The 23,455-nt window shown below is 66.7% G+C and carries 28 protein-coding genes; 14 read left to right on the top strand and 14 right to left on the bottom strand.

Going from position 1 to position 23,455, the window contains the following annotated elements; translation table 11 throughout:
• The 3 genes from C448_RS00800 to C448_RS00790 all read left to right on the top strand — a co-directional run bounded on the left by C448_RS00800 (position 1) and on the right by C448_RS00790 (position 2,268).
• A complete protein-coding gene (locus C448_RS00800) occupies positions 1-1,209 on the top strand; it encodes an acyl-CoA dehydrogenase family protein (RefSeq protein WP_004051184.1) in 1,209 nt (402 codons plus the stop codon).
• Positions 1,210-1,211: 2 nt separating this feature from the next.
• Positions 1,212-1,880, top strand: coding sequence for a helix-turn-helix domain-containing protein (locus C448_RS00795; protein WP_004051182.1), 669 nt, complete (start codon positions 1,212-1,214; stop codon positions 1,878-1,880).
• Between the two features lie 130 nt (positions 1,881-2,010).
• A complete protein-coding gene (locus C448_RS00790; protein ID WP_004051180.1) occupies positions 2,011-2,268 on the top strand; it encodes an MTH865 family protein in 258 nt (85 codons plus the stop codon).
• Positions 2,269-2,312: 44 nt separating this feature from the next.
• Here the strand turns inward: C448_RS00790 and C448_RS00785 are convergent, their stop codons facing one another.
• From C448_RS00785 to C448_RS00765, 5 genes are all read right to left on the bottom strand, one after another.
• On the bottom strand, positions 2,313-2,570 hold the full coding sequence (locus C448_RS00785) for a glutathione S-transferase N-terminal domain-containing protein (RefSeq protein WP_004051178.1): 258 nt from the start codon (positions 2,568-2,570) through the stop codon (positions 2,313-2,315).
• 63 nt (positions 2,571-2,633) lie between these two features.
• Positions 2,634-4,031, bottom strand: a complete 1,398-nt coding sequence (locus tag C448_RS00780) for an aryl-sulfate sulfotransferase (RefSeq protein ID WP_004051176.1) — start codon at positions 4,029-4,031, stop codon at positions 2,634-2,636.
• Positions 4,032-4,192: 161 nt separating this feature from the next.
• The gene (gene pyrE, locus C448_RS00775) at positions 4,193-4,714 is read right to left on the bottom strand and encodes an orotate phosphoribosyltransferase (RefSeq protein ID WP_004051174.1); all 522 of its coding nucleotides are present in this window, start codon (positions 4,712-4,714) and stop codon (positions 4,193-4,195) included.
• A gap of 91 nt (positions 4,715-4,805) precedes the next feature.
• A complete protein-coding gene (locus tag C448_RS00770) occupies positions 4,806-5,408 on the bottom strand; it encodes a DUF502 domain-containing protein (protein ID WP_004051172.1) in 603 nt (200 codons plus the stop codon).
• A 91-nt stretch (positions 5,409-5,499) separates the two neighbouring features.
• Complete coding sequence (locus C448_RS00765) at positions 5,500-6,333, bottom strand: proline dehydrogenase family protein (protein ID WP_004051169.1); 834 nt, start codon at positions 6,331-6,333, stop codon at positions 5,500-5,502.
• Between the two features lie 87 nt (positions 6,334-6,420).
• Between C448_RS00765 and C448_RS00760 the strand changes: the two genes are divergently transcribed.
• The 5 genes from C448_RS00760 to C448_RS00740 all read left to right on the top strand — a co-directional run bounded on the left by C448_RS00760 (position 6,421) and on the right by C448_RS00740 (position 11,544).
• On the top strand, positions 6,421-6,966 hold the full coding sequence (locus C448_RS00760) for a CDP-2,3-bis-(O-geranylgeranyl)-sn-glycerol synthase (RefSeq protein ID WP_004051166.1): 546 nt from the start codon (positions 6,421-6,423) through the stop codon (positions 6,964-6,966).
• A gap of 366 nt (positions 6,967-7,332) precedes the next feature.
• Positions 7,333-8,421 carry a hydroxymethylbilane synthase gene (hemC, locus tag C448_RS00755; RefSeq protein ID WP_004051164.1) on the top strand — a complete coding sequence of 363 codons (1,089 nt, stop codon included), beginning with the start codon at positions 7,333-7,335 and terminating at the stop codon, positions 8,419-8,421.
• Positions 8,418-9,161 (top strand): uroporphyrinogen-III C-methyltransferase, encoded by a 744-nt coding sequence (gene cobA / locus C448_RS00750; protein ID WP_049915995.1) that lies wholly within the window; start codon positions 8,418-8,420, stop codon positions 9,159-9,161. The genes hemC and cobA overlap by 4 nt, the downstream gene beginning before the upstream one ends.
• The gene (locus tag C448_RS00745) at positions 9,158-9,877 is read left to right on the top strand and encodes a uroporphyrinogen-III synthase (RefSeq protein WP_004051160.1); all 720 of its coding nucleotides are present in this window, start codon (positions 9,158-9,160) and stop codon (positions 9,875-9,877) included. The genes cobA and C448_RS00745 overlap by 4 nt, the downstream gene beginning before the upstream one ends.
• A gap of 260 nt (positions 9,878-10,137) precedes the next feature.
• Positions 10,138-11,544 (top strand): DHHA1 domain-containing protein, encoded by a 1,407-nt coding sequence (locus tag C448_RS00740; RefSeq protein WP_004051158.1) that lies wholly within the window; start codon positions 10,138-10,140, stop codon positions 11,542-11,544.
• On the opposite strand, the gene C448_RS00735 is transcribed toward C448_RS00740, so the two are convergent.
• Positions 11,545-12,105, bottom strand: coding sequence for a class I SAM-dependent methyltransferase (locus tag C448_RS00735; RefSeq protein ID WP_004051156.1), 561 nt, complete (start codon positions 12,103-12,105; stop codon positions 11,545-11,547). It lies immediately after the preceding gene.
• Entirely contained in the window at positions 12,105-12,545 is a 441-nt protein-coding gene (locus tag C448_RS00730) for a DUF302 domain-containing protein (RefSeq protein ID WP_004051154.1), read from the bottom strand. The genes C448_RS00735 and C448_RS00730 overlap by 1 nt, the downstream gene beginning before the upstream one ends.
• A gap of 97 nt (positions 12,546-12,642) precedes the next feature.
• Between C448_RS00730 and C448_RS00725 the strand changes: the two genes are divergently transcribed.
• Entirely contained in the window at positions 12,643-14,019 is a 1,377-nt protein-coding gene (locus C448_RS00725; protein ID WP_004051153.1) for a dihydrolipoyl dehydrogenase family protein, read from the top strand.
• Here C448_RS00725 and C448_RS00720 read toward each other — a convergent pair.
• Complete coding sequence (locus tag C448_RS00720) at positions 14,016-14,294, bottom strand: hypothetical protein (RefSeq protein ID WP_004051151.1); 279 nt, start codon at positions 14,292-14,294, stop codon at positions 14,016-14,018. The genes C448_RS00725 and C448_RS00720 overlap by 4 nt on opposite strands.
• A gap of 125 nt (positions 14,295-14,419) precedes the next feature.
• Between C448_RS00720 and C448_RS00715 the strand changes: the two genes are divergently transcribed.
• Complete coding sequence (locus C448_RS00715) at positions 14,420-15,430, top strand: threonine aldolase family protein (protein WP_004051149.1); 1,011 nt, start codon at positions 14,420-14,422, stop codon at positions 15,428-15,430.
• Here the strand turns inward: C448_RS00715 and C448_RS16855 are convergent.
• From C448_RS16855 to C448_RS00705, 3 genes are read right to left on the bottom strand one after another with little or no spacing between them, the layout of a single operon-like run.
• On the bottom strand, positions 15,427-15,558 hold the full coding sequence (locus C448_RS16855) for a DUF7859 family protein (protein WP_275039118.1): 132 nt from the start codon (positions 15,556-15,558) through the stop codon (positions 15,427-15,429). The genes C448_RS00715 and C448_RS16855 overlap by 4 nt on opposite strands.
• Before the next feature lie 42 nt (positions 15,559-15,600).
• Positions 15,601-16,110, bottom strand: coding sequence for a metallophosphoesterase (locus C448_RS00710; RefSeq protein ID WP_004051142.1), 510 nt, complete (start codon positions 16,108-16,110; stop codon positions 15,601-15,603).
• A 45-nt stretch (positions 16,111-16,155) separates the two neighbouring features.
• Complete coding sequence (locus C448_RS00705) at positions 16,156-17,022, bottom strand: SDR family oxidoreductase (RefSeq protein WP_049915994.1); 867 nt, start codon at positions 17,020-17,022, stop codon at positions 16,156-16,158.
• A 165-nt stretch (positions 17,023-17,187) separates the two neighbouring features.
• On the opposite strand from C448_RS00705, the gene C448_RS00700 reads away from it, so the two are divergent.
• A complete protein-coding gene (locus tag C448_RS00700; protein ID WP_004051140.1) occupies positions 17,188-17,631 on the top strand; it encodes a universal stress protein in 444 nt (147 codons plus the stop codon).
• 74 nt (positions 17,632-17,705) lie between these two features.
• On the opposite strand, the gene C448_RS00695 is transcribed toward C448_RS00700, so the two are convergent.
• Positions 17,706-18,812 carry a glycosyltransferase family 2 protein gene (locus tag C448_RS00695; protein ID WP_004051139.1) on the bottom strand — a complete coding sequence of 369 codons (1,107 nt, stop codon included), beginning with the start codon at positions 18,810-18,812 and terminating at the stop codon, positions 17,706-17,708.
• A 183-nt stretch (positions 18,813-18,995) separates the two neighbouring features.
• Between C448_RS00695 and C448_RS00690 the strand changes: the two genes are divergently transcribed.
• On the top strand, positions 18,996-19,847 hold the full coding sequence (locus C448_RS00690) for a lipoate--protein ligase family protein (RefSeq protein WP_049915996.1): 852 nt from the start codon (positions 18,996-18,998) through the stop codon (positions 19,845-19,847).
• Positions 19,848-19,894: 47 nt separating this feature from the next.
• Positions 19,895-20,713, top strand: coding sequence for a deoxyribonuclease IV (locus C448_RS00685; RefSeq protein WP_004051135.1), 819 nt, complete (start codon positions 19,895-19,897; stop codon positions 20,711-20,713).
• 61 nt (positions 20,714-20,774) lie between these two features.
• Here the strand turns inward: C448_RS00685 and C448_RS00680 are convergent, their stop codons facing one another.
• Both C448_RS00680 and C448_RS00675 read right to left on the bottom strand, forming a co-directional pair.
• Positions 20,775-21,110, bottom strand: a complete 336-nt coding sequence (locus C448_RS00680; protein ID WP_080503131.1) for a hypothetical protein — start codon at positions 21,108-21,110, stop codon at positions 20,775-20,777.
• Positions 21,111-21,174: 64 nt separating this feature from the next.
• Positions 21,175-21,828 (bottom strand): DUF7095 family protein, encoded by a 654-nt coding sequence (locus tag C448_RS00675; RefSeq protein WP_004051131.1) that lies wholly within the window; start codon positions 21,826-21,828, stop codon positions 21,175-21,177.
• 74 nt (positions 21,829-21,902) lie between these two features.
• Between C448_RS00675 and C448_RS00670 the strand changes: the two genes are divergently transcribed.
• On the top strand, positions 21,903-23,455 hold a 1,553-nt coding region (locus C448_RS00670; RefSeq protein ID WP_004051129.1), incomplete at its 3' end, for an acyl-CoA dehydrogenase family protein.

Below are 23,455 nucleotides of genomic sequence, written 5' to 3'. Positions count from 1 at the left end.
ATGGAGCTGACCGACGAACAGCGGGCGTTTCGCGACGATCTCCGGGAATATCTCGACGAAACGATCGACCCGATCGTCGACGAGGCCGATAGAAACGGTCCGATGGACCGAGAGGAACTGCTCGGCTACGTCAGCGATTTGAACGAACTCGGCGTCGGCTTCGATCCCGAGACGGCACCGAACTTCTTCGGCGACGTCTGGAACTTCACGATCGCCGCCGAGGAGATCAGCTACACCTGGCCGAGCCTGCTCGTGGGCGTGATGATGTCCTTTCCCGCCCTGTTCGTCCAGTTCGCCGCCGAGCAGACCCGGGAGGCGATGCTCCCGAAACTCGAAGATGGCGACTGTCTCGCGGCGCTCGCCGTCACCGAACCCGAGGGCGGCAGCGACACCGCGCGACCGAACACCGTCGCGAAGAAGGACGGCGACGAGTTCGTCATCAATGGCGAGAAGACGTGGGTCGGCAACGCCCACTACGCCGACTGCGTGCTCGTGGTCGCCCACGACGACTCGACGGGGGCCTCGGACATGTTCATGGTCGACCGCGCGAACAACGATTTCGAGACCCGGGAGATCGACAAGATGGGCTGGAAGGGCGTCTCGAACGCCCGGATCTCCTTCGACGACGTGCGCGTGCCCGAGGGCAACCGCCTCTCGAACATGTTCTCCAATGCGATCATGGCGGGTAACGAGATGAACGACATCGTCCCGTTCCCCGAGAGCGTCACCCAGCTGTTCTTCGATCAGAAGCCGCTCAACGCGACGTTCTCGTTCATGCGCACGGGGATGTCGTTCATGTCCGTCGGCATCATGCAGGCGGCGTTCGACGCCGCGCTCGATCGAGCGACCGACCGTGAGACCTTCGGCAAGCCGATCGCCGAGCACCAGCTCGTCACCGAGCAGCTCTACGACATGAAGGCCGGACTCGAAACCTCGCGCCAGCTCTCCCGGCGCGCGGCCGAACTGCTCGAAGACGGCAGCGAGGACGCCCGCCTGATGTCCTCGCTGGCGAAGGGCTACACCAGCGAGACCTGTAAGGACGTGACCGACGACGCGATCCAGGTGTTCGGCGGCGAGGGGTTGAAGACCGAGAACCGGCTCGAACGCTACTACCGCGACGCCCGCGTCATGACCATTCCCGACGGCACCACGGAGATCCAGAAGCTGATCGTGGGGAAGGAACTCACCGACGCCAGCGCGTACAGTTGACGGTGGAGCGATCGACCGACGAGCGCGCGCACGTCCGGCAGTTCACCCTTTCGCTCCGGCCGGGTGAGGGGCTCGTCCATCCCGTCGACGACGCGCTCGCGGCCGCACCGGCGCTCGACCGGCAGTCGTTGAGACATGTCCAGAGCAACCCGGAAACGAGCACGCTGTGCTACCGGATCGAGGGTGACGAACGCCGCCTTCCTGAGGTGCTCGACGACCGATCGGACGTCCTTCTCGACGACGTCATCCACGACGACGGTGGCGCGTTCGGGCTGTATCTCCGTGTCGAGGGCGAGCTCGCCGTGTTCGAGCGCTGTTTCTTCGAACAGGGGGTGCTCGTCGATTCGCCGATCGCGATCACCGCCCGCGGGCTCCGACTGCAGGTCATCGGGACGCCCGCGATGATCAAACGCTCGATGGAGCGTCTGCCCTCTGAAGTTGCTTGCTCGGTCGATCGACTGGGCGGTGCCGAGAGCGATGGCCTGCTGGTGGCCGCACTCACCGACCGCCAGCGCGAGGTCATCGAGACGGCCTTCGAGCTCGGTTACTACGAGATCCCGCGAAAGACGACGCATGCCGATATCGCCACCGTGCTCGACCTTTCGGGTTCGACCATCGACGAACATCTCCGCAAGGCCGAAGCCAAACTGATGGAACAGCTGCTCTCTTGATTGGATGTCGTGTCGCCATGAGCGGTCGTGTGAGTGTGAGCGGGCAAACGGCGGACACTCGTGAATATTTAAATTCCACCGTATGAGCGGCCACAGAGCTACCCCGCGACGGCACCATCCCCTACCTGCGATGTCAGACAAAGACGACATCAGACAGCAGCTTCACGACGGGTTCGAGGACGCCGACTACCCCGTATCGAGTCCGATGGATCTCGTGCCGGCGCTGCCGAACGGCCCGTCGACGACGTTCGAGTCCGGCGACGTGAGCTTCACCGCGATGGAGCTCAACACCCAGGCCGGTGGCCGGCAGGAGTTCCCCTACGAGGACGTCGATCCGCTCGTCGACGACGTCATGGCCGGTCTCGACGACGAGGGCTACTTCGACTGAGACGCGGCGCTATCGAACGCTGATCATCACGAAAAAGCGCGTTTTCAGGCCGCTGCGTCGCCGTAGGTCTCGTCGAGATAGTCGACGATGTCGTCGGACTCGCTCATGCCGTCGACGTCGTGCTCGGGATCGACGAGGACCGGGACGCCGGTCTGGCCGCTGACCTCCTCGACTTCGGTGCGCTCGTCGTGTGAGCTCGGCACCATATGCGATTCGTAGTCGAGATCGAGATCGGCGAGCTTGTCCTTCACTTTCGCACAGTACGGACAGCCGTCCAGTTCGTAGAGTTCGCGGTTCGACATCACCAGCAGTACGAGAGCGAGCCACAAGAACGCCACGATGTTGCGCGCAGGGCACAACACCGATCAGGAGAACACGCCCGCGACCCGCCGCCGGATGCGCCGGCGTTGATAGACGAGCTCACCGGCGGTCCAGACGAGCACGACGAGCAGCGCCCCGACGAGCGCGGCGAAGGCCCAGCTCGACAGCCAGACCGGGCGGAAGAACGGCGTCACGTGCGCATAGCGCTCGGCGGCCGACTGGACGACCTTCTGTACTGGCGTGTCGGCTGCTGCGGCCGCGACCCACGACGAAAACCTCGCCCGGTCGCCGGGACCGCTCTCGGCGCTGCCCGAGAGGCTGTAGTTGCCCGACGCGTTCATTTCGGTCGCGGTCGGACCGTGTGACCCGCCGACCGAGGCGTTTCGCTCGCTCGATCCGGCGGCGCTCAGCCGTTCGGCGTCGTAGGGTGCCCACGGTGCGTAATACTCCCAGACGATATCGCCGTCGGGCGTGACCTCGACGACGCGATGGTTGAGCGTGTCCGTGATGAGCGTGTTGCCGTTGGGGAGGCGATCGGCGTCACGCGGCCAGTTGAACCCGCCCGAGAGCTCCCACGTCCGATTCCACTCGCCGGGGCCCTCGCGGGCGTACTCGACCACGCGATCGTTCTCCGAGTCGGCCACCAGTATCGTCGGTGTGCCGTTCGGCCCTTCGAGATAGTCGGGGTTGTGCTGTTCGAACAGCCGCGAGTGGTTGCCGTCGCTGCCGAGGCGTGTGGTAATGTTGCCCGTTTTCCGATCGACGACGATCGCCTGATCGAAGTTGCGCGGCGAGGCGAGATATTTCCCATCGTCGATCTTGTCAACATCGTTGACGTGTGACCAGTCTTCCGAGTAGCCGCCGTCGGTCGATTCCGGGAAGTGTTCGTTGAACGTCCACTCCCAGACGATCTCACCCTCGCTGCGATCGTAGATGAAGAGCCGGTCGTTCGCGACGCCCGATTCGTTCGTCTTCCGCATGTTCGCCACGAGCAGCTGATCGCCGTTGATGAGATCCACGTCGTGGGTGTCCTCGGCGTCGAACGTCTCCTCCCAGACGCGGCTGTCGGTCTCGGGATCGAGCTCGTACACCACGGTGTCGCCCGGCACCGTAGAGGTCACGAGCAGGTTGCCGTTCGCGAGCGGATCGACGTCGTAGAACCAGCGTGCACCCTCCTGGGAGCCGTTGTGGACCCATTCGGTCGCCCCACGTGGGTCGGCGGAGACGAGTCGAGCCGGCTTCTTCCCGTTGTCGATGCCCTGGAAGTGGAACCCCTGCACGCTCACGACCGTCGAGCCGTTGGCGGGCTCGTCGATCGTACCGGGGCCGAGATTCGTCGGCTCGTAGGTGGCCGCCGAGACGGCCGCCGCGAGGAGCAGTGCGCCCACGACGAGCGCGAGCGCTCCCCTGAGCAGCCAGCGCCGCGGCGGAAGCGAAGCCATACGCGTTCAGCGCAGCCCGGCGGTTGAATCGCTTGCGATTGTACTGTCGGACAGCAATCCGTGAACAGTGGATCGAAGACTCCCGTACGACGAATAGCCGTTCGTATCACAAATCCTCGATCCGCTCTGTCCGACAGTATACCGTCACGCAAGCAGACGGTTTACTCGTCGGCGAGCAGTTCCGACGCCGTGACCAGCGCGTCGAGTTCGACGTCGGCCTCGGCGAGGGTTTCGCAGGCACCCTCCTCGCGGTCGACGACGACGAGCACGCGCTCGACGTGCGCGCCGGCCTCCTGCAGCGCCGTGACCGCATCGAGCGCGCTCTGGCCCGTCGTGGCGATGTCCTCGATGACGACGACCGACTCGCCCTCGGCCAGCTCGCCTTCGATCCGATTGCCCGTTCCGTACTCCTTTTTCTGTTTCCTGGCGATGACGTACGGCGAATCGGTCTCGACGCTCGTCACGGCCACCAGTGGCACCCCGCCGAGCGCGACGCCGGCGAGTGTCTCGTCGTCGAGCCGTGTCGCGAACGCGTCGGCGATCAGCGAGAGACAGTCCGGGTCGGTTTCGAAGCGGTATTTGTCGACGTAGTAGTCGCTCGTGCCGCCATGGGAGAGTTCGAACTCGCCGAATTCGACCGCGTCGGCCCGCTGCAGCGCCTCGATGAGCTCCGTGTCGGTCATGCCGTCGGATCGACCGCGCCGGGTATAAACGGCGCGACAGCGCCCGACGGCGGTTGGTGCAGTCGGCGTGAGAATATCCGTCGGTGGTGCGCTACGACTCGCGATAGAGCGGTTCATCACGGACGTCGATGGGGACTTCGGAGTCGTTGGTCTCGCCGAAACCGGCGCTGAGAACCCGTGTGAGTGCGTCCTCGACGCGCTCGTCGGTCTCCTCGTACTGGTCGGGCGTGACCTCGATGACGAACCCCGTGGTGATGTTCGGCGCGGTCGGCAGGAAGAGCACGTCGCGGCCGTCCTCGGTTTGCTTACCCGTCTTGAACGCCGTCATCCGCAGGCCGTCCCACGTCTCGAGTTTCACCGGTGCCTGGAGATCACCGGTGCCCGTGACGGCCGTCTCGACGGCCATCTTCGAGGCGTTGTAGACCACCCGGAGTCCCGGCAGGCTGTTCATCACGTCGTCGATCGCTCCCTCCACTAACGGGCCGCTCGCGGTGCGCATCAGGTAGCCAGCGCCGAAGACCAGCAGTCCGAACACCGCGAGCGTGAGCGGCACTCGGACGATCGCCGGCTGGATCGCCTCGATGAAGGGCAGGCTGGCGATCGTATTGTAGACGAATGCGAGCACGTAGAGGGTGACGATGATGGGTACGAGGACGACCAGTCCACGGGTCCCATCGCGCTTCCACGAGTCCATTGGCCCGTATGATTTCCCGAAGGTTATGATACTGCCGGCGAAATCTGGGTCGAGCGACGGTCCGTCGGCGTCGTCCGATGCGGATCGCCAGCTATCCGCCGACCAGCGCGCGCAGCCCGAACAGCAGGTTCTCCCGACGCTCCATCATCCGACGGTAGAAATACGACAGCCAGCTGTCGCCGTAGGGGATGTACTGATAGACCTCGTGATCGGCGGCGAGGTCGTGCTGTGCGTCCTCGCGAACACCCATCAGCATCTGTATCTCGAACGCCGTTCCGTGCTCGTCGTGGAGCTCCTCGGCGTCATCGATCATCGCGGGATCGTGGCTGCCGACTGCGATGCCGCCGTCGAACTCGGCGAACATGATTTCGAGACACTCGCGATAGGCCTCGTTGACCCGCGACTTCTCCCGATAGGCGACGTCACCGGGTTCGTCGTAGGCACCCTTGACCAGTCTGACCTTTCCCGGGTAGTCGGCCAGCCGGCGGAGATCGTCGGGCGTCCGTTTGAGGTTCGCCTGCACGCAGACGCCGATCCCGTCGTACTCCTCGACGTGGTGGGTGTAGGCATCGAGCGTCGCGTCGGTCGTCTCGTGGTCCTCCATGTCGATCCAGAGGAACACTTCCTGCTCGGCCGCCCGCTCGACGACGAGTTCGAGATTGGAACGAAAGCATCCCTCGGCGATGCCGAGGCCGAGCTGTGAGGGTTTGATCGAGACCGTGGCGTCGATATCCTCCTCGCCGATCGCCTCGATGAGCGCGCAGTAGGATTCGCGGTCGGCGGCGGCCGGCTCGGGGCTGTCGTAGTGTTCGCCGAGGAGGTTGCAGATGCTGTTGATGCCCTCGGTGTCGAGCACGCGGGCGTGGGTGATGACATCGCGTTCGGTCTCGCCGGCGACGAACCGATTCGCGATCGGCGGTATCATGGTCGCAAGTTTTGCCGTCGACGGCAAAGAACTGTCGCTCGCGCGGCGAATCCGGGCGGTTAAGAGCGCCCCGCATCGAGTGCCCCCGTGACTCTCGTCGAGACGGTTGCCGTCGCGATCTGGGCGCTGTTGCCGGCGTACGTCCCGAACAACGCCGCCGTGCTCCTCGGCGGCGGTCGCCCAATCGACGGCGGTCGGACGCTCGACGGCGCACGCCTCCTCGGCGACGGCAAGACCTGGCGCGGCGCGATCGCCGGCACGCTCGCCGGCGTGGCGGTCGCGGCCCTGCTCAACGCGATCACCCCCACCGTCGGGACCGCGACCGGACTGGCGCTGCCGACGTTTCCCCCCGCTGCCGCCCTCGCGCTCCCGCTCGGGGCGATCCTCGGCGACATCGTCGCCTCCTTTCTCAAACGGCGCACCGGCCGCTCGCGCGGGGCGGCGTTCCCGGGCCTCGACCAGCTCGATTTCCTCGTCGGCGCGCTCGTCCTCGCCGCACTGGCCGCCACCGCGTGGTTCACCGCGATCTTCAGCCTCCCCGTGATCGCGGCGGCACTCGTGTTGACGCCGCTTCTGCACGTCACGACCAACGTGATCGCCTATCGTGCCGGCCTGAAAAGCGAGCCGTGGTAGTACCTTTTTACTGCGGGGGGTCGCGCTCGCTCACCGTGTTCGCTCGCCCGACCCCCGCTTGCAAAAAGCTACGCTGAAAACTCCCGCTCGCTCCCTGCGGTCGCTCACGGCGAACCGCGCTCGTTCCACTCGCGCGGATGCGACAACTCCCGCACAGCACCGCCGAAGCCCTCGGCGCGCTCCCTGCGGTCGCTACTCGCTCGGCCTGCGGCCTCGCTCGCGCCTCGCCCTTCATCCGCCAGGCCCGCACCGCACCGCAACCGCCGCCGGCCGGCCGGCGGCAGCGCCGACACCGGACCCTTGACGATCCATCGAGAGGTGGGCCGCTCTCGAAGGGGGTATGAACCCAGCCGTCCGAGTGCGGGCATGAGCACACACGAGGGAGCCATCAGGCTGGCGACGAGGGGGTCCGACCTCGCGCGTCGACAGGCTGCTGGCGTCCAAGAACACCTCGAATCACGCCGTCGGTCGGTCGAACTCGTCGAGGTCGAGACGACGGGTGACAAGATCCGTGACGAACTCATCCACCGCCTCGGCAAGACGGGTGCGTTCGTCCGCGCGCTCGACGAGGAGGTCCTCGACGGCGACTGCGATCTCGCCGTCCACTCGATGAAGGACGTCCCGACCGAGGGGATGGACGATCTGGTCGTCGCGGGCGTCCCCGTGCGGGCGACCCCGGGCGACGTGCTCGTCACGCCCGACGGGACGACGTTCGAGGAACTGTCCGAGGGCGCGACCGTCGGCACGTCGAGCCTCCGCCGAAAGGCCGAGATACTCGCCACCCGTCCCGATCTGGATGTCGAACCGCTCCGGGGCAACGTCGACACCCGCATCGAGAAACTGCTCGCGCCGCATCGCCAGCGCGAGCACGAAGAACGGATCGACGCCGACGAGGAGGACGACGACGAGTTCGAGCGCACGCCTCAGGAATGGTTCGACGACCTGCGCGAGATCGAGCGGCGGTCACTCGAACGCGAGGTCGATACGGAGTACGACGCCATCGTGCTCGCGGCGGCGGGGATCGAACGCACGGGGATCGGGCGCGGGCTCGACGTCCAGGAGCTCCCGCCCGAGACGTTCGTCCCGGCTCCTGGCCAGGGTGCGCTCGCGGTGACCGCCCCCGACGGGCCGTTCGCCGAGACGATCAACGAGGCCATCGACCACCCGCGAACGCGCGTCGAGACGACCGTCGAGCGTGTGGTTTTGGAGGAGCTCGGCGGTGGCTGTGTCGCGCCGATGGGCGCGTACGCGGTCGTTCAGGGTGAATACGTCCACACCGTGGTGCGCGTGCTGAGCGAGGACGGCACTGATGAAGTGAGCACGACGCGGGATCTCCCCGTCGAGAGCCATCCCGAGGCGGCCAGCGAGCTCGCCGCCGATCTCGCCGAGCAGGGTGCGGCCGAACTCATCGAACAGGCCCGCGGGACCGACGGGGAGGCCAAGCGAGCCGAATGAATGGTACTGTGTCCCTCGTCGGCAGCGGTCCGGGCGATCCGGAGCTCCTGACCGTGAAGGCACGCCGGCGCATCGACGCGGCCGACGTCGTGCTCCACGACAAACTCCCGGGCCCCGAGATCATCGACACCATCCCCGAGGCGAAGCGCGAGGATGTCGGCAAGCGTGCCGGCGGCGAGCGCACGAGTCAGGAGTACACCAACGAGCGGCTGGTCGAACTCGCTCGCGAGGGCAAGGACGTCGTCCGGCTGAAGGGTGGCGACCCGTTCGTCTTCGGCCGCGGTGGCGAGGAGACGAGCCATCTCGCCGCCAACGGGATCGATTTCGAGGTCGTGCCGGGTATCTCCTCGGCGCTCGCCGCGCCCGAACTCGCGGGGATCCCCACGACCCACCGCGAGCACGCTTCGAGTGTGTCGTTCGTCACCGGCCACGAGGACCCGACGAAAGAGGAATCGGCCGTGAACTGGGAGGCGCTCGCCGCCACCGGGGGGACGCTCGTCGTCCTGATGGGCGTCGGCAAGCTCCCCGACTACACCGCCGCGCTCCGAGAAGCCGGAATGGAGAGTGACGTTCCGGTCGCGCTCGTCGAACGCGCGAGCCGCCCCGACCAGCGCGTCGCGACCGGAACGCTCGACACCATCGTCGACGTCGCCGAGCGCAAGGGCATCGAACCGCCCGCAGTCACGGTCATCGGGCAGGTCGTCGGCGAGCGCGAGCAGCCCCGGGAGGTCGAGCGATGAACGTCGCCGCCTTCCGACCGGACGACGAGCGTCTCGAACGCGCTGGTGAACTGCTCACGTCGCTCGGCGTCGAGCCGGTTCTCGATCCGATGCTCGCGGTCGAAGCCACAGGGGAGACGCCTCGGACCGATGCCGACTACACCGTACTCACGAGCAAGACGGGTGTCGAGATCGCCACCGAGGCGGGCTGGCAGTCCGATGGCGTGCTCTGTGCCATCGGCGATGCCACGGCGACGGCGCTGCGCGCGGCGGGCTACGACGTCGATCGCGTGCCGGCGGAGTTCTCCTCCGTGGGTCTCGTGGCCGACCTCGAAGACGAGATCGCGGGCGCGCGCTGTGAGGTCGCCCGGAGCACGCACGGCTCGCCGAAGCTCACCGATGGGCTCGAACGCGCCGGCGCGTACGTCCACGAGACGGTCCTCTACGAGCTGCGCCGCCCGCCCGAATCGGGCGAATCGGCGGCGCTGGCGGCGAGCGGCGATCTCGCGGGCGCGCTGTTCACCTCCTCGCTCACAGTCGAGAACTTCCTCGCGGCCGCCGCCGAGCAGGGCGTGCGCGAGGCCGCCGTCGCCGGGCTGAACGGCGCGGTCGTGGGGGCCATCGGTGAGCCGACACGAAAGACCGCCGAGCGCGAGGGCATCAGCGTCGACGTCGTTCCCGAATCTGCGTCGTTCGAGGCGCTCGCGCGGGAGACCGTTGGACAGCTGTCGAGGTAAGCAGCGAGATCGCCTGTATCGGACGATTCGGCGGATTGGTCTTGCTACCGTTTCGTTTGCAGTGAAACCGCAGACGACCGCTACGCACCGCGACGGCCACACCCTCCCCAACCGATTCACTCACTCGCTTCGCTCGTTCGCTCATCCCTCGCACGAGTCGCGCCTTCGGCGCTCCCGCGCGCCACAGCTATCGGTCGATTTTTCGCGTTCACAGCACACGGTCCGGAGGTTTAAACCCGATTGCGCCGTAGCTGCCGCCGATGGGTGGACCGATTCCGGCACTCGACGCACGCGCGAGATCGTGCGCCGAGCGCCTCGCTCGCGCCGAGCGGGTGCTGCTCGCCTCGCATATCGACGCCGACGGACTCACGAGCGCGGCCATCGCCGCCGAGGCGCTCGATCGCGCCGACATACCCTTCGAGACCGTCTTCGAGAAACAGCTCGATCCCGACGCAATCGCGGGGATCGCCGAGCGCGACTTCTCTACTGTGCTCTTCACGGACTTCGGCAGCGGCCAGCTCGACGATATCGCCGACCACGCGGCCGCGGGCGCGTTCACACCGGTCATCGCCGACCACCACCAGCCGGCCGACGCCGGGACCGAGTTCCATCTGAACCCGCTCCTGGAAGGACTCAACGGCGCGACCGAGCTCTCGGGGGCCGGCACGACCTACGTCCTCGCGCGGGCGCTCGGCGACGAAGCGAACCGCGACTTGGCGGCGCTGGCGGTCGTCGGCGCGGTCGGCGACATGCAGGACTCGTCGGGCGAACTCGTCGGCGCGAATCGCGAGGTCGTCGCCGAGGGCGTCGCTGCGGGCGTGCTCGCCGAGACGACCGATCTCGCGCTCTACGGCAAGCAGAGCCGCCCGCTGCCGAAGCTCCTCGAATACGCCAACGATGTGCGGATCCCCGGCATCTCGGGCAGCGAGCGCGGCGCGATCGGCTTCCTCTCCGATCTCGACATCGAACTCGAACGGGACGGGGAGTGGCAGCGCTGGGTCGACCTCACGACCGACGAACGCCAGACGGTCGCGAGCGCGCTGTTGCAGCGTGCCGTCGCCCGTGGCGTGCCCGCGAGCCGCATCGACGATCTCGTCGGGACGACCTACACGCTCACGAACGAAGCCGAAGGCACCGAACTGCGCGACGCCAGCGAGTTCTCGACGTTGCTCAACGCGACTGCACGCTACGACCGCGCCGATGTCGGGCTGGCGGTCTGTCGCGGCGATCGCGACGACACACTCGACGAGGCCAGAACGCTGCTCACCAACCATCGGAAGAACCTCGCGACGGGGCTCGACTGGGTGAAGCGCGAGGGCGTCACGCAGGGCGAGCACGTCCAGTGGTTCGACGCCGGCGAGGCGATCCGCGAGACGATCGTCGGCATCATCGCGGGGATGGCGCTCGGAACCGACGCGCTGCGCGGCGATCGACCGGTCATCGCGTTCGCGGCCAAGAGCGACACCGAGAGCAAAGTTTCCGCGCGCGGGACACACAGACTGGTCCGATCGGGGCTCGACCTCTCGGCGGTGATGGGCGAGGTCGCGCGGGCGCTCGGCGGCGACGGCGGCGGACACGACGTGGCCGCGGGGGCCACGATTCCGAGCGGACAGGAAGAGAAGTTCGTCGAACGCGCCGACGCCGTCGTCGCCGACCAGCTCGGCTGACTACTCGATGGTGGCGACTATGAGAAAGGTCTCGGGGCGTGTGAACGTGTGCTCGATCGCGAACCCGTGTTCGCGGAGTTTCTCGGCAGCCGTTTCGGCGGTGTAGCGCTCGTCGAGCGGTGGGCCGTGATCGCCGATACCCTCGCCGCTCCAGTCGACGATCGCGAGGCGACCGGGTGTGGCGAGCACCCGCCGGATCTCGGTGAGCGCGTCGTCGCTCGCAAACTCGTGATAGGTCATCGTCGAGAACGCACCATCGATCGAGCCGTCCTCGAATGGTAGTTCCTCGATGCCGGTCGTCACCGGTTCGACGTTGTCGGGCAGCCCTTTCTCGGCGTAGTGGTCGTGCATCGCCTCCTGGATATCGATCGCGTAGACCGTGTCCGCGTGTGGAGCGACGACGTCGGTGAAAAAGCCCGTTCCGCTGCCGAGATCGGCGACGGTGTCGCTCGAATCGGGTGCGAGCGCCCAGAGCAGTTCCTCGCCGGAGACGTACCGGTAGCGACGCCCGGCGTCCTCCAGCTTGTCCGCGCGATCGGCGTCGAAGGTATGGTGGCCCATCAGAGCGCCTCGAACGCTTCATCGGCGAGCGCACCGGTGTCCGCGACGATGTCGGCCATCACCTCGTCGTCGGGGGCCAGTCCGACGAGGCGCGCGATGCGCATGATCGAGACGTGGTAGACGGTCTGCGTCCCGGGTTCTTCCTCCCAGACGACGACGTTGCAGGGGAACAGTCCACCCATACGGTCGTCGGTAGCGTCGAGCGCGCGGTCGGCGATCGCGGGATTGCACGCGCCGAGCACGTAGTAGGGGTCGCGGTCGGCGTCGATCTTCTCGTTGAGCAGTTCCGACGGCGAGAACTCGACGGGGATCCCGAAGTCCGCATCGAGGAACGTCTCGCGGACGTGTTCGACGGCCGCCTCGTGGTCCATCTCCAGGGTCGTCCGCTTCACGCCGACGTCGTCCTCGTCCAGCTGGGTGGGGTCGATGGGGAGTGCCATTCGGGGAAAGTATTGTGCGCTTCGTGAAAAACCCTTTCGAGCCGATACTCGCCTCCCTGCGCTAAACCGATTTATGCGTCGGGCGTCTCTCGACGGTATGGCGAACTTCGACCTCGTCGTCTTCGGCGGTGGCACCGGCAACACGGTCGCGTCGGCGGCGGCCGCGGCGGGACTCGACACGGCGCTCGTCGAGCGGGGACCGATCGGCGGGACCTGTCTCAACCGTGGCTGCAACCCCTCGAAGATGCTCATCCAGCACGCGAACGCGCTCAACGACGTCCGTGCGGCCGAGCAGTTCGGCATCGAGGCGACAGTCGAGGAGGTACACTTCGGTGAGTTCGTTCGCGAGGTGAACGACGAGCTCGCCGACGCCGCGAGTGGAAAGGAATCGAACAAGCGCGAGGAGGAGCACCTGACCCTCGTTCAGGAGGAAGCCCGGTTCGTCGACGACCACACCATCGAGACCGAGAGCGGCGAAACGCACACCGGCGAGAAGATGGTCGTCGCGGCCGGATCGCGCCCGATGGTGCCCGACGCCATCGACGGGCTGAGCGAGATCGACTACCTCACCAGCGACGACGCGATCAGGCTCGAAACGCCGCCGGACAGGTTGGTCGTGCTCGGCGGCGGCTACATCGCGGCCGAACTCGGCTACTTCTTCGGCTCGTTCGGGACCGACGTTGCGCTCGTCGAGATGGAAGATTCCCTCGTGCCCCGCGAGGATAGCGAAGTGGCGGACGCGTTCACCGAGATCGCCCGCGAGCGCCACGACGTTTATACTGGGCATCGCGTTACGGGCGTCGACGAATCCGATGGGGAGATCGTCGTGAACGCCGAATCAGAGGACGGCGACGAGATCGACGTGGCGGGCGACGAACTGCTCGTGGCGCTCGGTCGCCGTCCGAACACCGATTCGATCGGGCTGGACGAAACCACTATCGAAACGACCGACGCGGGGTTCATCGGGACCGACGAGCAGTTGGCGACGAACGTCGATGGCGTCTGGGCGATGGGCGATATCGCCGACAACGCGATGTTCAAACACTCCGGCGACTACGAGGGCGAGATCGTGACCGACAACGTCGTCCACGGGGCGGAACGAGCCGCCGACTTCGACGCCCTTCCACACGCGGTGTTCACCGAGCCACAGATCGGTGCGGTCGGGAAGACCGAGGCGGCGCTCGACGACGAGGGGCGGGAGTACGTCGTCGGACGGGCGGAGTTCACCGACACGGCGATGAGCCGGGCGCTGAAACTCGATCGCGGGTTCGTGAAGGTGCTCGCCGATCCCGACAGTCACGAGATCCTCGGCTGTCATATCCTTGGCCACGAGGCCGCGACGCTGCTCCACGAGGTGACGCCCGCCGTCCGGTACGGGCTGGGGGCCGACGAGCTCGCGAACACACTGATCCACGCCCATCCCGCGCTGAGCAAGGTCGTGATGCAGGCGTGTGCGGACGTCGCCGGAAACTAGCCAGCTTCGAACTGGTCGAGCGTCGCCTCCAGTAACTCTCGCTCGTTCGCATCGCGCGCCAGCACGCGCTGTTTCCACTGCTCGCGCTCGCGGTCGAACGTGAGATACAGCACGGTTCCACCGGTGAGGACGGTCGCGGTGCTCGTCACGTCGTGGCCGTGCTCGTAGCTCGTCGGGAGTTCGATGACGCTTCGCACCGCGGGGCGTTCGCGGAGGCGATCGACATCGCGTGCGGCGAGTGACTCGTCTGGCAGTTCGGTGGCCAGATCAACCATTGCTCGGGGCTACACCAGTGTCGATCATATAGATTCGGCCTGCCGATGACGGGCGGCGAGGACGTTCTGCCATCGGATCGAGCGGGTGGCGCTGGGTATTTCACGTCCCAACCGATACGAAAACCGTGATAGATCTCCGCAGCGACACGGTGACGCGACCCGACGCGGCGATGCGCGAGGCGGCCCGGACGGCCGCCGTCGGCGACGACGTCTACGACGAGGACCCCACGGTCAACGAGCTCGAAGCCCGTGCCGCCGAGGCCGTCGGCATGGACGCCGCCCTCTACGTTCCGACGGGGACGATGGGCAACCAGATCGCCGCGCGCACCCACGCCGACCGTGGCGACGAACTGCTCTGCGAGCGCGACAGCCACATCTACAACTGGGAGGTCGGCGGCCTCGCACAGCTCTCGGGGCTCCAGGCGCGCCCCATCGACGGCGGCGCACGCGGCGTCATCACCCCCGATGCGGTCCACGAGGGGTTCGTCGAACGCACCGATCACCGACCCGGCACCGGCCTGCTGGCACTCGAAAACACCCACAATCAGAAGGGTGGCGTCGCCATCACTGCTGACGAGATCGACGCCGCCGCCGCGGCCGCCCACGAGCACGATATTCCGACCCACGTCGACGGTGCCCGGCTGTTCAACGCGAGCGTCGCGCTCGACACGCCCGCCCCGCGACTGCTCGACAACGCCGACTCGGTGATGTTCTGTCTCTCGAAGGGGCTCGGCGCGCCCGTCGGCTCGATGCTCGCCGGGAGCGAGGCGTTCATCGACCGTGCACACCGCAACCGAAAACTGTTGGGTGGCGGGATGCGCCAGGCGGGGATCGTCGCCGCTCCGGGGCTGGAGGCGCTCGACAACGTCGACCGACTCGCCGAGGATCACACGAACGCCCGGACGCTCGCGGCGGGACTCGACGCCATCGACGGGCTCGCCGCCGAGACGCCCGAGACGAACATCGTCCTCGTCGAGACCGACCGCACGGCCGAGGCGTTCATCGAGGCCATCGCCGCGGAAGGGGTCCGTGCATCGGCGTTCGGCCAGCACATCGTTCGGTTCTGTACTCACTGGGACGTCGACGGTGACGACATCGAACGGGCGATCGAGTGCGTCGAGCGTGCGATGAGCTAGCGCCGACCGCGCTTGCTCCCCTCGCGGAAGGCGGTGGCGGTGCGCCGGATGAGGAGGTAGAACCCGAAGAAGACCAGCAGGATGACTGCAAGGAGAACGAGCAACACCGGGTCGAGACCGAGAGCCATGCGGGGCGTAACTGACCGGGGCCTAAATCCGTTTCGGGCGGTTCACAGCCCCACGGTGAACTCCTCGAAGAGCTCGCCGTCGGGCTCGTGGAGCCGTCCCTCGATACGACCCTCCTCCACGTCGAGCGCCGCGTAGCCCGGCCGATACCACCGTGGGTCGGCGTGACTGCCAGGGTTGAGGAGAACGATTTCACCCGTGTCGGTGACGCCCGGCTGGTGTGAGTGTCCCGAGACCACGATGTCGGCGTCGGCTTGCCGACCGAACAGTGCCAGTTCCGTCTCGTCGTGGCCGTCGCCGTGGGTGAGCGCGATGGTAGCCCCCTCGTGCTCGACGACGCGCTCGGCCGGCAGGCGCTCGCGGACGGTCGGCGTGGCGTTGTTGCCGTAGACTGCACGGATTTCCTGTGACTCGGCCTCGAAGGCATCGAGCACGCGCTCGGTCGTGAAATCGCCGGCGTGAATCACCAGCTCGGCCTCGCGAACGGTATCCAGAAGCTGGCCATCGAGACGATGGTTGTCCGCGCCGTGCGTATCGGAGAGAACACAGATCATGGCCGAGCTAGCCGCCACGGGTGAAAAACCGTTCCGTATATGGACTTATTCGGCCTGCGCGCTCTCGAAGGCGTCGGCGTAGTCGGCGACGAACCGTTCGAGCGGGATGGGTTCGCGACCGATCAGCGCCTCGACGTCCCGGCTCACGCGCCCGGCGAACCCGAGCCGCGCGATGGTGTAGATGCCGACCATGACGAGGACGAACGCGAGCGGCTGTCCCTCGGCACGGAGCCGCCGGACGAACGCCGGGATCGAGGGGTTCGCGTAGCCGATCGGTCGGTCGAGCACGTCGGAGAATATCTCGGCGACCGTCGCGTAGTCGAACGCCGCCGGCCCAGTGATGTCGTAGGCTCGATTCTCGTGGCCGGGTCCCGTGAGCGCGACCGCGGCGGCAGCCCCGATATCGCGCGCGTCGACGAAGCTCGTCTTTCCGTTCCCGGCCGGGACGAAGATCTCGTCGCGCTCGGCGATGGCTTCCCGATGGACCTCGGCGAGGTTTTGCATGAAAAACGACGCCCGGAGGAACGTGTAGTTCACGTCGGCATCCCGAAGATGGGCTTCGATGCGGCGATGGGGCAGGATCGGGTTCCTCTCCGCACCGAGCACCGAGAGGAAGACGACGTGCTCGACGCCCATCCGCGCGGCGGCGTCAATCGCGGGCGTGATGTGGCGCTTGACGCGCCCGATCGTCGGCGGCCGGATGAGAAAGAGCGCGTCGATCCCGTCGAACGCCGCACCCCACGTCTCGGGTCGTTGGAAGTCGAACTCCGCGTACTCGATACCGTCACCGAAGCGCTCGCGGGCACGCGCGATGTCTCGTACGCCCGCTCGCACCGTGATGTCACCGTCGACGAGGCTCGTCACGACGTGTCGACCGACGGTCCCCGTAGCCCCTGTGACCAGTATTCTCATTGTCGGACGAACGCGGCCACGAATCCTATATCTGTCTACCGGAGGGGGGGGGGGGGGGGGGAGGGGGCGTCCGGCGGATGGTTCGGATGGGTAAGACGGAGAGAGGAGACGGGAGCAGGATGATTCAGCGCCAACGTTTATGTCATAACCGTCCGTGAACGACGTATGCTGCTGGTTCCCTTCGACGGCTCGGCGCTCGCGAAGACGGCGCTCTCCCGCGCTCGCGAGTTCGGATCGGCGCTCGGCGAGGACGTGCTCGTGCTCGTCGTCGTCCCACACGACGCCTCGTTCGCCCGCGAGCGTGGCTGGATCACGGCGGACGAGCCGTTCGATCCCCAGCGCGCCGGCGACGAGCTGGCGATGACCGCGGGGGAGATCGCGCCCGAGAGCGAGGTCCACGTCGAGACGACCGAAGCGACGAGTTCGCTCGCCTCGACCGAGACCGACATCAGTCGGACGATCCGTGAGGTCGCCCACGAGCGCGACGCGACGGTCGTCTTCGTCGGCAGCGAGAACGCCGGTCGCGTCACCGCGCCGCCGACCAGCGTCGGCACGCCCGTCGCCGAGGATCCCGACTACGACGTCTACATCGCCCGCAACGCCGAGTAGCTCCGGTCGGCGCTCGGGACTCGACAGGACGGACGATTCCCATCTGCGCTGTGAACTGTTGCTGGTCGACGGTTTCAGTCGGTGGTTTTCTCGGTGACGTGGAAGTCGTCAGGCGGCGCGATCAGGCCGGCCGTCGCCCCCACGGAGTGGACGAGCACGGCCAGCGGAACGAGCGCGAACATCGGCAGCGATCGCAGCGACAGCCGGTCGTACTGCGAGAGGCCGATCGCGAACCAGGCGACCATCAGCAGCGCAAGCGATACCGAGAGGACCTGCAACAGCCCGGAGCAAAACAGCTGCAGGCCGCTGAGCGTCACGCCGACGGTGATGAGCGGCATGATCGGGGCGACCGCCCAGACGTACGACCGGCTCTTCGCGAGCAGTTTGTACCGCAGCGGGAGGTTCGACGCTTCTTGATGGTTGCCGGCGGCCCACCGGCGGCGCTGCTGGAAGATCTCGCCGAGGCTCGGCGGTGCCTGATTCGAGAAACTGGCCGGGCTGAGCGCGTACGAGACCGATTCCGATTCGGCGGCTCGCCAGAGGAAGGCGGTGTCCTCGACCAGCGTCGGCCAGTCCCACGTCACCCGGTCTTCGAGCGATTTCCGGATGGCGATGCCGCCGCCCCACGCGAACAGCGGGATGCGAAAGCGATGGAAGGCGTGCTGTTCGATCTGCGCGCCCATGCGAAAGACGTCGGCGAAGTACGCGAGCCACGACCCCGTGTAGCGGGGCCGCTCGCTGAACTGCACCACGTCCGCGTCGGGCAGTCCATCGAACTCCTCGACGATGCTGTCCTCGTCGAGATAGAGGACGTATTCCCGATCACACGACAGGGTTTGCCGCGCCCACTCGATCGCGCGGCCCTTCCGGACCGCCTCGCAGGAGAACGATTCTGGGACGACGTGAACCTCCGCCCCGTCGATCGCGATCGGTTTCTCGGCGATCACGTGCCGATCGGTGATCGACGCTGGCAACGAATCGACCGTCTGCTGGACGACGGCCTCGGCACCGATCGTGAGGATGCGCACTTGGACGTCCTCCGGGCCGTACGCCGTCTCTTGATCGTCTCGGTACCGGGCGAGAACGAGGGTCTCGAACAGCCAGAAGAGACCCGCGACGGCGAACAGGATGGTTACTGACCAGATGAACGCCGATGCGACCGCTCCGGGTGGATGAATCATTGATACGTGAATATTCGAGCCGTGAATAGATGAGCGTTCTGTGATATATGTAGACATGAGAGTTGATCGCAGCGCTCACGGCCTGTACTGTCCGTTTTCGTGCAGGCGGTGGAACGTGGAACCAACTCCTGGCTCGACCGCCGGGTCCACAACGGCTTTGCGTCGACGATCGTTTCACTCCGCATGGCCGACATCGAGGATCGGGAGTGGCGGCTCATCCGCGAGGACGTCAGGCCCGGGCCGCTGAACATGGCGCTCGACGAGATCGCCGCCGAGACGGCCGCTGCGGGCGGCCCGCGGACGGTACGCGTCTACCGCTGGGAGCCGGCGACGCTCTCGCTCGGCTATCGACAGGAGCCGGCGACCGTCGACTGGGAGTTCTGCGATCGCGAGGGGATCTCGGTGACGCGCCGGCCGACCGGCGGTGGCGGCATCTACCACGACAACCACGGCGATATCTCCTATTCCATCGTCGCGCCCGCCGCCGAACTCCCCGGCGATCTGATGGACACCTACGAACTGCTCTGTGAGCCGCTCTTCGATGGGTTCGATCGCCTCGACGTCCCCGTCTCGTTCGCGAGCGAGGATCGCCCGGCCATCCACGAGCCCGCCTGCTATCTGCGCGCACTCCATCCGGCCCACGACGTGGTCGCCGCCGACGGCCGGAAGATCAGCGGCAACGCCCAGTACCGCCGCCGCCGCGACAGCGTCATCCAGCACGGCTCGGTCCTGTTCGACCGCGCGACCGAGCGCCATCTCTCGTGTTTCGTCGACCCCCCAGCGGCCGAGCGCTTCGACGAACGGGTGACGAACGTCCGGGAGCAGGCGAACGTGGATCGCGAGCGCGCCGTCGCGGCCTTCGAGAACGCGCTCGCCGACTGGGCCGACGCCGAAGTCGGCACGTGGACCGACGACGAGCTCGATCGGGCACGCGAGCGCGCCCGCGAGAAGTTCGCGAGCGACGCCTGGAACCACGACCGCGAGGATCCCACCGCAGCGCGAGCTGCAGCCGACCGCGAGGAATCGACCGAGTAGTCGCGGCCCTTCGATGGCCCTATGAGTACCCCCGGCGACGTCAGCATATGCACGTCGGAGCACACGTCTCGATCGCCGACGGCGTCGACAACGCCATCGGGCGCGAGGAGGACGTCGGCGGGAACTGTGGGCAGATATTCACGGCCTCGCCACAGGTCTGGGCCGGTCCCGATATCGACGACGAGGAGGCGACCCGCTTTCGTGAGGGCGAGCTCGGCCCCTGGGTCATCCACGCCTCCTACCTCGTGAACCTCGCCACGCCGAAGGACGACCTGCGCGAGAAGTCCATCGCGAGCCTCCAGGACGAGTGCGATGCGGCCGCCGAACTCGGCATCGAGTACGTCAACGTCCACCTCGGCGCACACACCGGCGCGGGCGTCGAGAACGGGCTCGACAACGCCGCGAGCACTATCGACGAGCTCGACATTCCTTCGGATGTCACCCTGCTCGTCGAGAGCGACGCCGGCAGCGGCACCAAACTGGGTGACGAGTTCGCTCACCTCGCGGCCGTTCGCGACCGCAGCGATACGGACATCGGCTTCTGTCTCGACACCGCCCACACCTTCGCCGCGGGTTACGACCTCTCGTCGCCCGAGGCGGTCGAAGAGACCGTCGCCGCCTTCGACGATACGGTGGGTCTCGACGATCTCCACTGTTTCCACCTCAACGACTCGAAACACGCCTGCGGGACGAACAAGGACGAACACGCCCACATCGGCGAGGGCGAGATCGGCGACGCGGGCATGCGCGCGATCGTGACTCACGACGATCTGCGCGAACTCCCATTCGTCCTCGAAACGCCGACTGAGGACGGCCGCGGATTTGCCTGGAACATCGACCGCGTTCGCGAGCTGCGCGCCGACTGAGACGTCGTTTCACCGCATCTCGGAGCGATCGATCGGTCAGTTCTCGAAGCGCACCTTTCGACTATCCTTCCTCGCCACCTTCGCCGCCTCCGTTTTCGCCGCCTTCCTGCTCCCCGCCACCACCGTCTTCCCCTTCGCCACCGCCACCGCCTCCATCGCCACCGTTCTCGCCGCCTTCTCCTCCTTCGCCGCCTCCGCCGCCTTCTTGCTCGCCTCCCTCTCCGCCACCGCCCCCGTTTTCGCCACCGTCTCCGCCCTCACCACCGGCTTCTCCTTCTTCGCCCTCGCCACCGAGGCCGATATCGGAACAGCCGGCGAGCCCGACCGCGAGCGCACCGGCCGACAGCGAGAGTGTTCGTCGGCGAGTCAGCCGCCTCTCCTCGTGATCTTCGGTCATGCAACCGGCCGACGATCGGTGAGGAGTTAACCCTTCTCGTGTTCCGTTGCGGCGCTGCGGCGGCTCAGACCACGTCGCCGCGAACGCTCGCGCCCTCCTGGCGGTCGCGGTACTCCCGCACCGCGTCGGCAGCACGCTTGGATTCATCCTCGTCCATCCCGACCATTCCGAGCGCGTCGGCGAGGGTCGGAAAGACGAACTCGCCTTCTTCGAGTTTCTCGAACGCGTCCTCGGATCGCTGGCCGTCGAGCCAGAGACAGACCCCGCGCGGGTCGAGGATCTCCGTGTAGTTCTCGCGGGCCATCGCCCCCTTGAGGCGCTGGGTCACGTTGTCCTCGAAGCTCGCGTTGCAGACCTCAAGATGGATCGGTTCGTCGTCGCCGACGAGCTGGGCCGCGAGACATTTTTCGGGGGCGGCGTAGCCGTTGGCACTGGCGCGGATCCGGTCGGGATACTCGTCGGCCCAATCGGCGCTCACGGTCTTGCCGATCCCCTCGACACCGTGTGTCTCGCGGAACTCCGCCTCGCGATCGTCGTCGCCGCCGAAGAGCAGGTCCTTCGTGAGATAGACGTCGAGGCGATCGACGGGATCGAGCCCGAGCGCGAGATCGCCGTAGACCCACAGTTCGCGCACCGGGACGGGCATCGGCTCTTCCTCGACGGTCTCGACGAGGCGCTCGACGCGCTCGACGGCCTCCTCGCGGGTGAACGCGGTCATTGCTGGCTGGAGTCGCTCACGGGGAAAAAGCGACTCGCCCCAGCGGTTATTGCGATGGCAGGTAATGAATGAGTATGACACGCGAAGTCATCGACTACGCGAATTTCGAGGCGGGTCGCGACGTGAACTACTGGGAACTCGATCGGACGCTCCAGTTCGAGGTACAGCGAACCTATCCCGACGACGAGTTCGCGTGGGCCGAGCCCCGACTGTCAGAATTTGGAGATGTCGTCGGCTCGACGGTCGCCGACAACGCCGACCGTATCGACAGACACGAACCCGAACTCCACACGTACGACGAAGAGGGTGAGGTCCGAAACGAGGTCGAATACCACCCCACACAGCACGAAAACGAGCGCATCGCCTACGAGGAGTTCGGCCTGACACACGACGCCTTCCACGCGCCGCCGGATCGCGAGGAGCCGATGGGGTTGACGCACACGCTGACCCAGCAGACGCTGCTCTCGTACGCCGACGCGGGGTTCGTCTGTCCGGTCTCGATGACGAACGGCGTCGCGCTCGTACTGGAAAAGTTCGACGATGGTCCCCTTGAGGACTATTTCGAGCGTCTCACCAGCCGGGACGCCGACGAGCACATCGAGGGTGCGATGTTCCTCACCGAAAAGCAGGGCGGCAGCGACGTGGGAACGAACGAAACCGTCGCCGAGCGGACGGACGACGGCAGCTACCGACTGACCGGCGAGAAGTGGTTCTGCTCCAACATCGACGCCGAGGGTGCGCTCGCGCTGGCCCGGCGACCCGACGCCCCCGACGGCACCGCGGGGCTCTCGCTGTTTCTGGTGCCGCGCACGAAATCGAACGGCGAGGTCAACGACGCGCTCTTTCGCCGGCTGAAGGACAAGTTGGGGACGCTCTCGGTGCCGACGGGCGAGATCGAGTTCCGCGGTGCAGAGGCCTCCCTCGTCGGCGAACCTGAGAACGGCTTCCGACAGATGACCGCGATGCTCAACTTCGAGCGACTCTCGAACGCCGGCGCGGCCGTGGGGATCATGGGTCGCGCCCTCCTGGAATCGAAGGTTCAAGCGGCGACCCGCGAGGCGTTCGGCGAACCGATCCAGGAGAAACCGCTCATGCGCCGTGATTTAGTGGATATGAGCGTCGACTACGAGGCCGCCGCAGCCTTTACCTTCGAGTGTGCCGGCCTGCTCGACCGCCATCGTCGGGAAGAGGATCGGGAGGCGTTCACGCTCATGCGCGCGCTCGTCCCGATCGCGAAGCAGGTGACCGCACGGATGGCCGTCGAGACCGCCTCCTACGCCTGTGAGATCCTCGGCGGCAACGGCTACGTCAGGGAACACGTCACGCCACGGCTGCTCCGCGACGCACAGGTCCTCCCGATCTGGGAGGGTACCTCGAACGTCCTTAGCTTAGACCTGCTCCGGGCGCTCGACCGCGAGAACGCCCACGAGGCACTGTTGCCGGCGATCCGGGAACACATCGACGCGGTCGACCATCCGGTGCTGGCCGACTGTGCCGAAACGGTCGACGACGAGTTCGCGCGACTCCAGGAGGCGCTCGTCCATCTCGCGGGGGCGGACACGGACGAGGCGCAGTTACAGGCGAAGGAACTCGCCGAGTACGTCCTGTCTCTTATACACATCTCTGA

The organism is Halococcus morrhuae DSM 1307 (assembly GCF_000336695.1).
GTDB classification, from domain to species: Archaea; Halobacteriota; Halobacteria; order Halobacteriales; family Halococcaceae; genus Halococcus; species Halococcus morrhuae.
The sequence above is the reverse complement of the archived record's forward strand: the minus strand, read 5'-3'. Positions and strand labels throughout refer to the sequence as shown.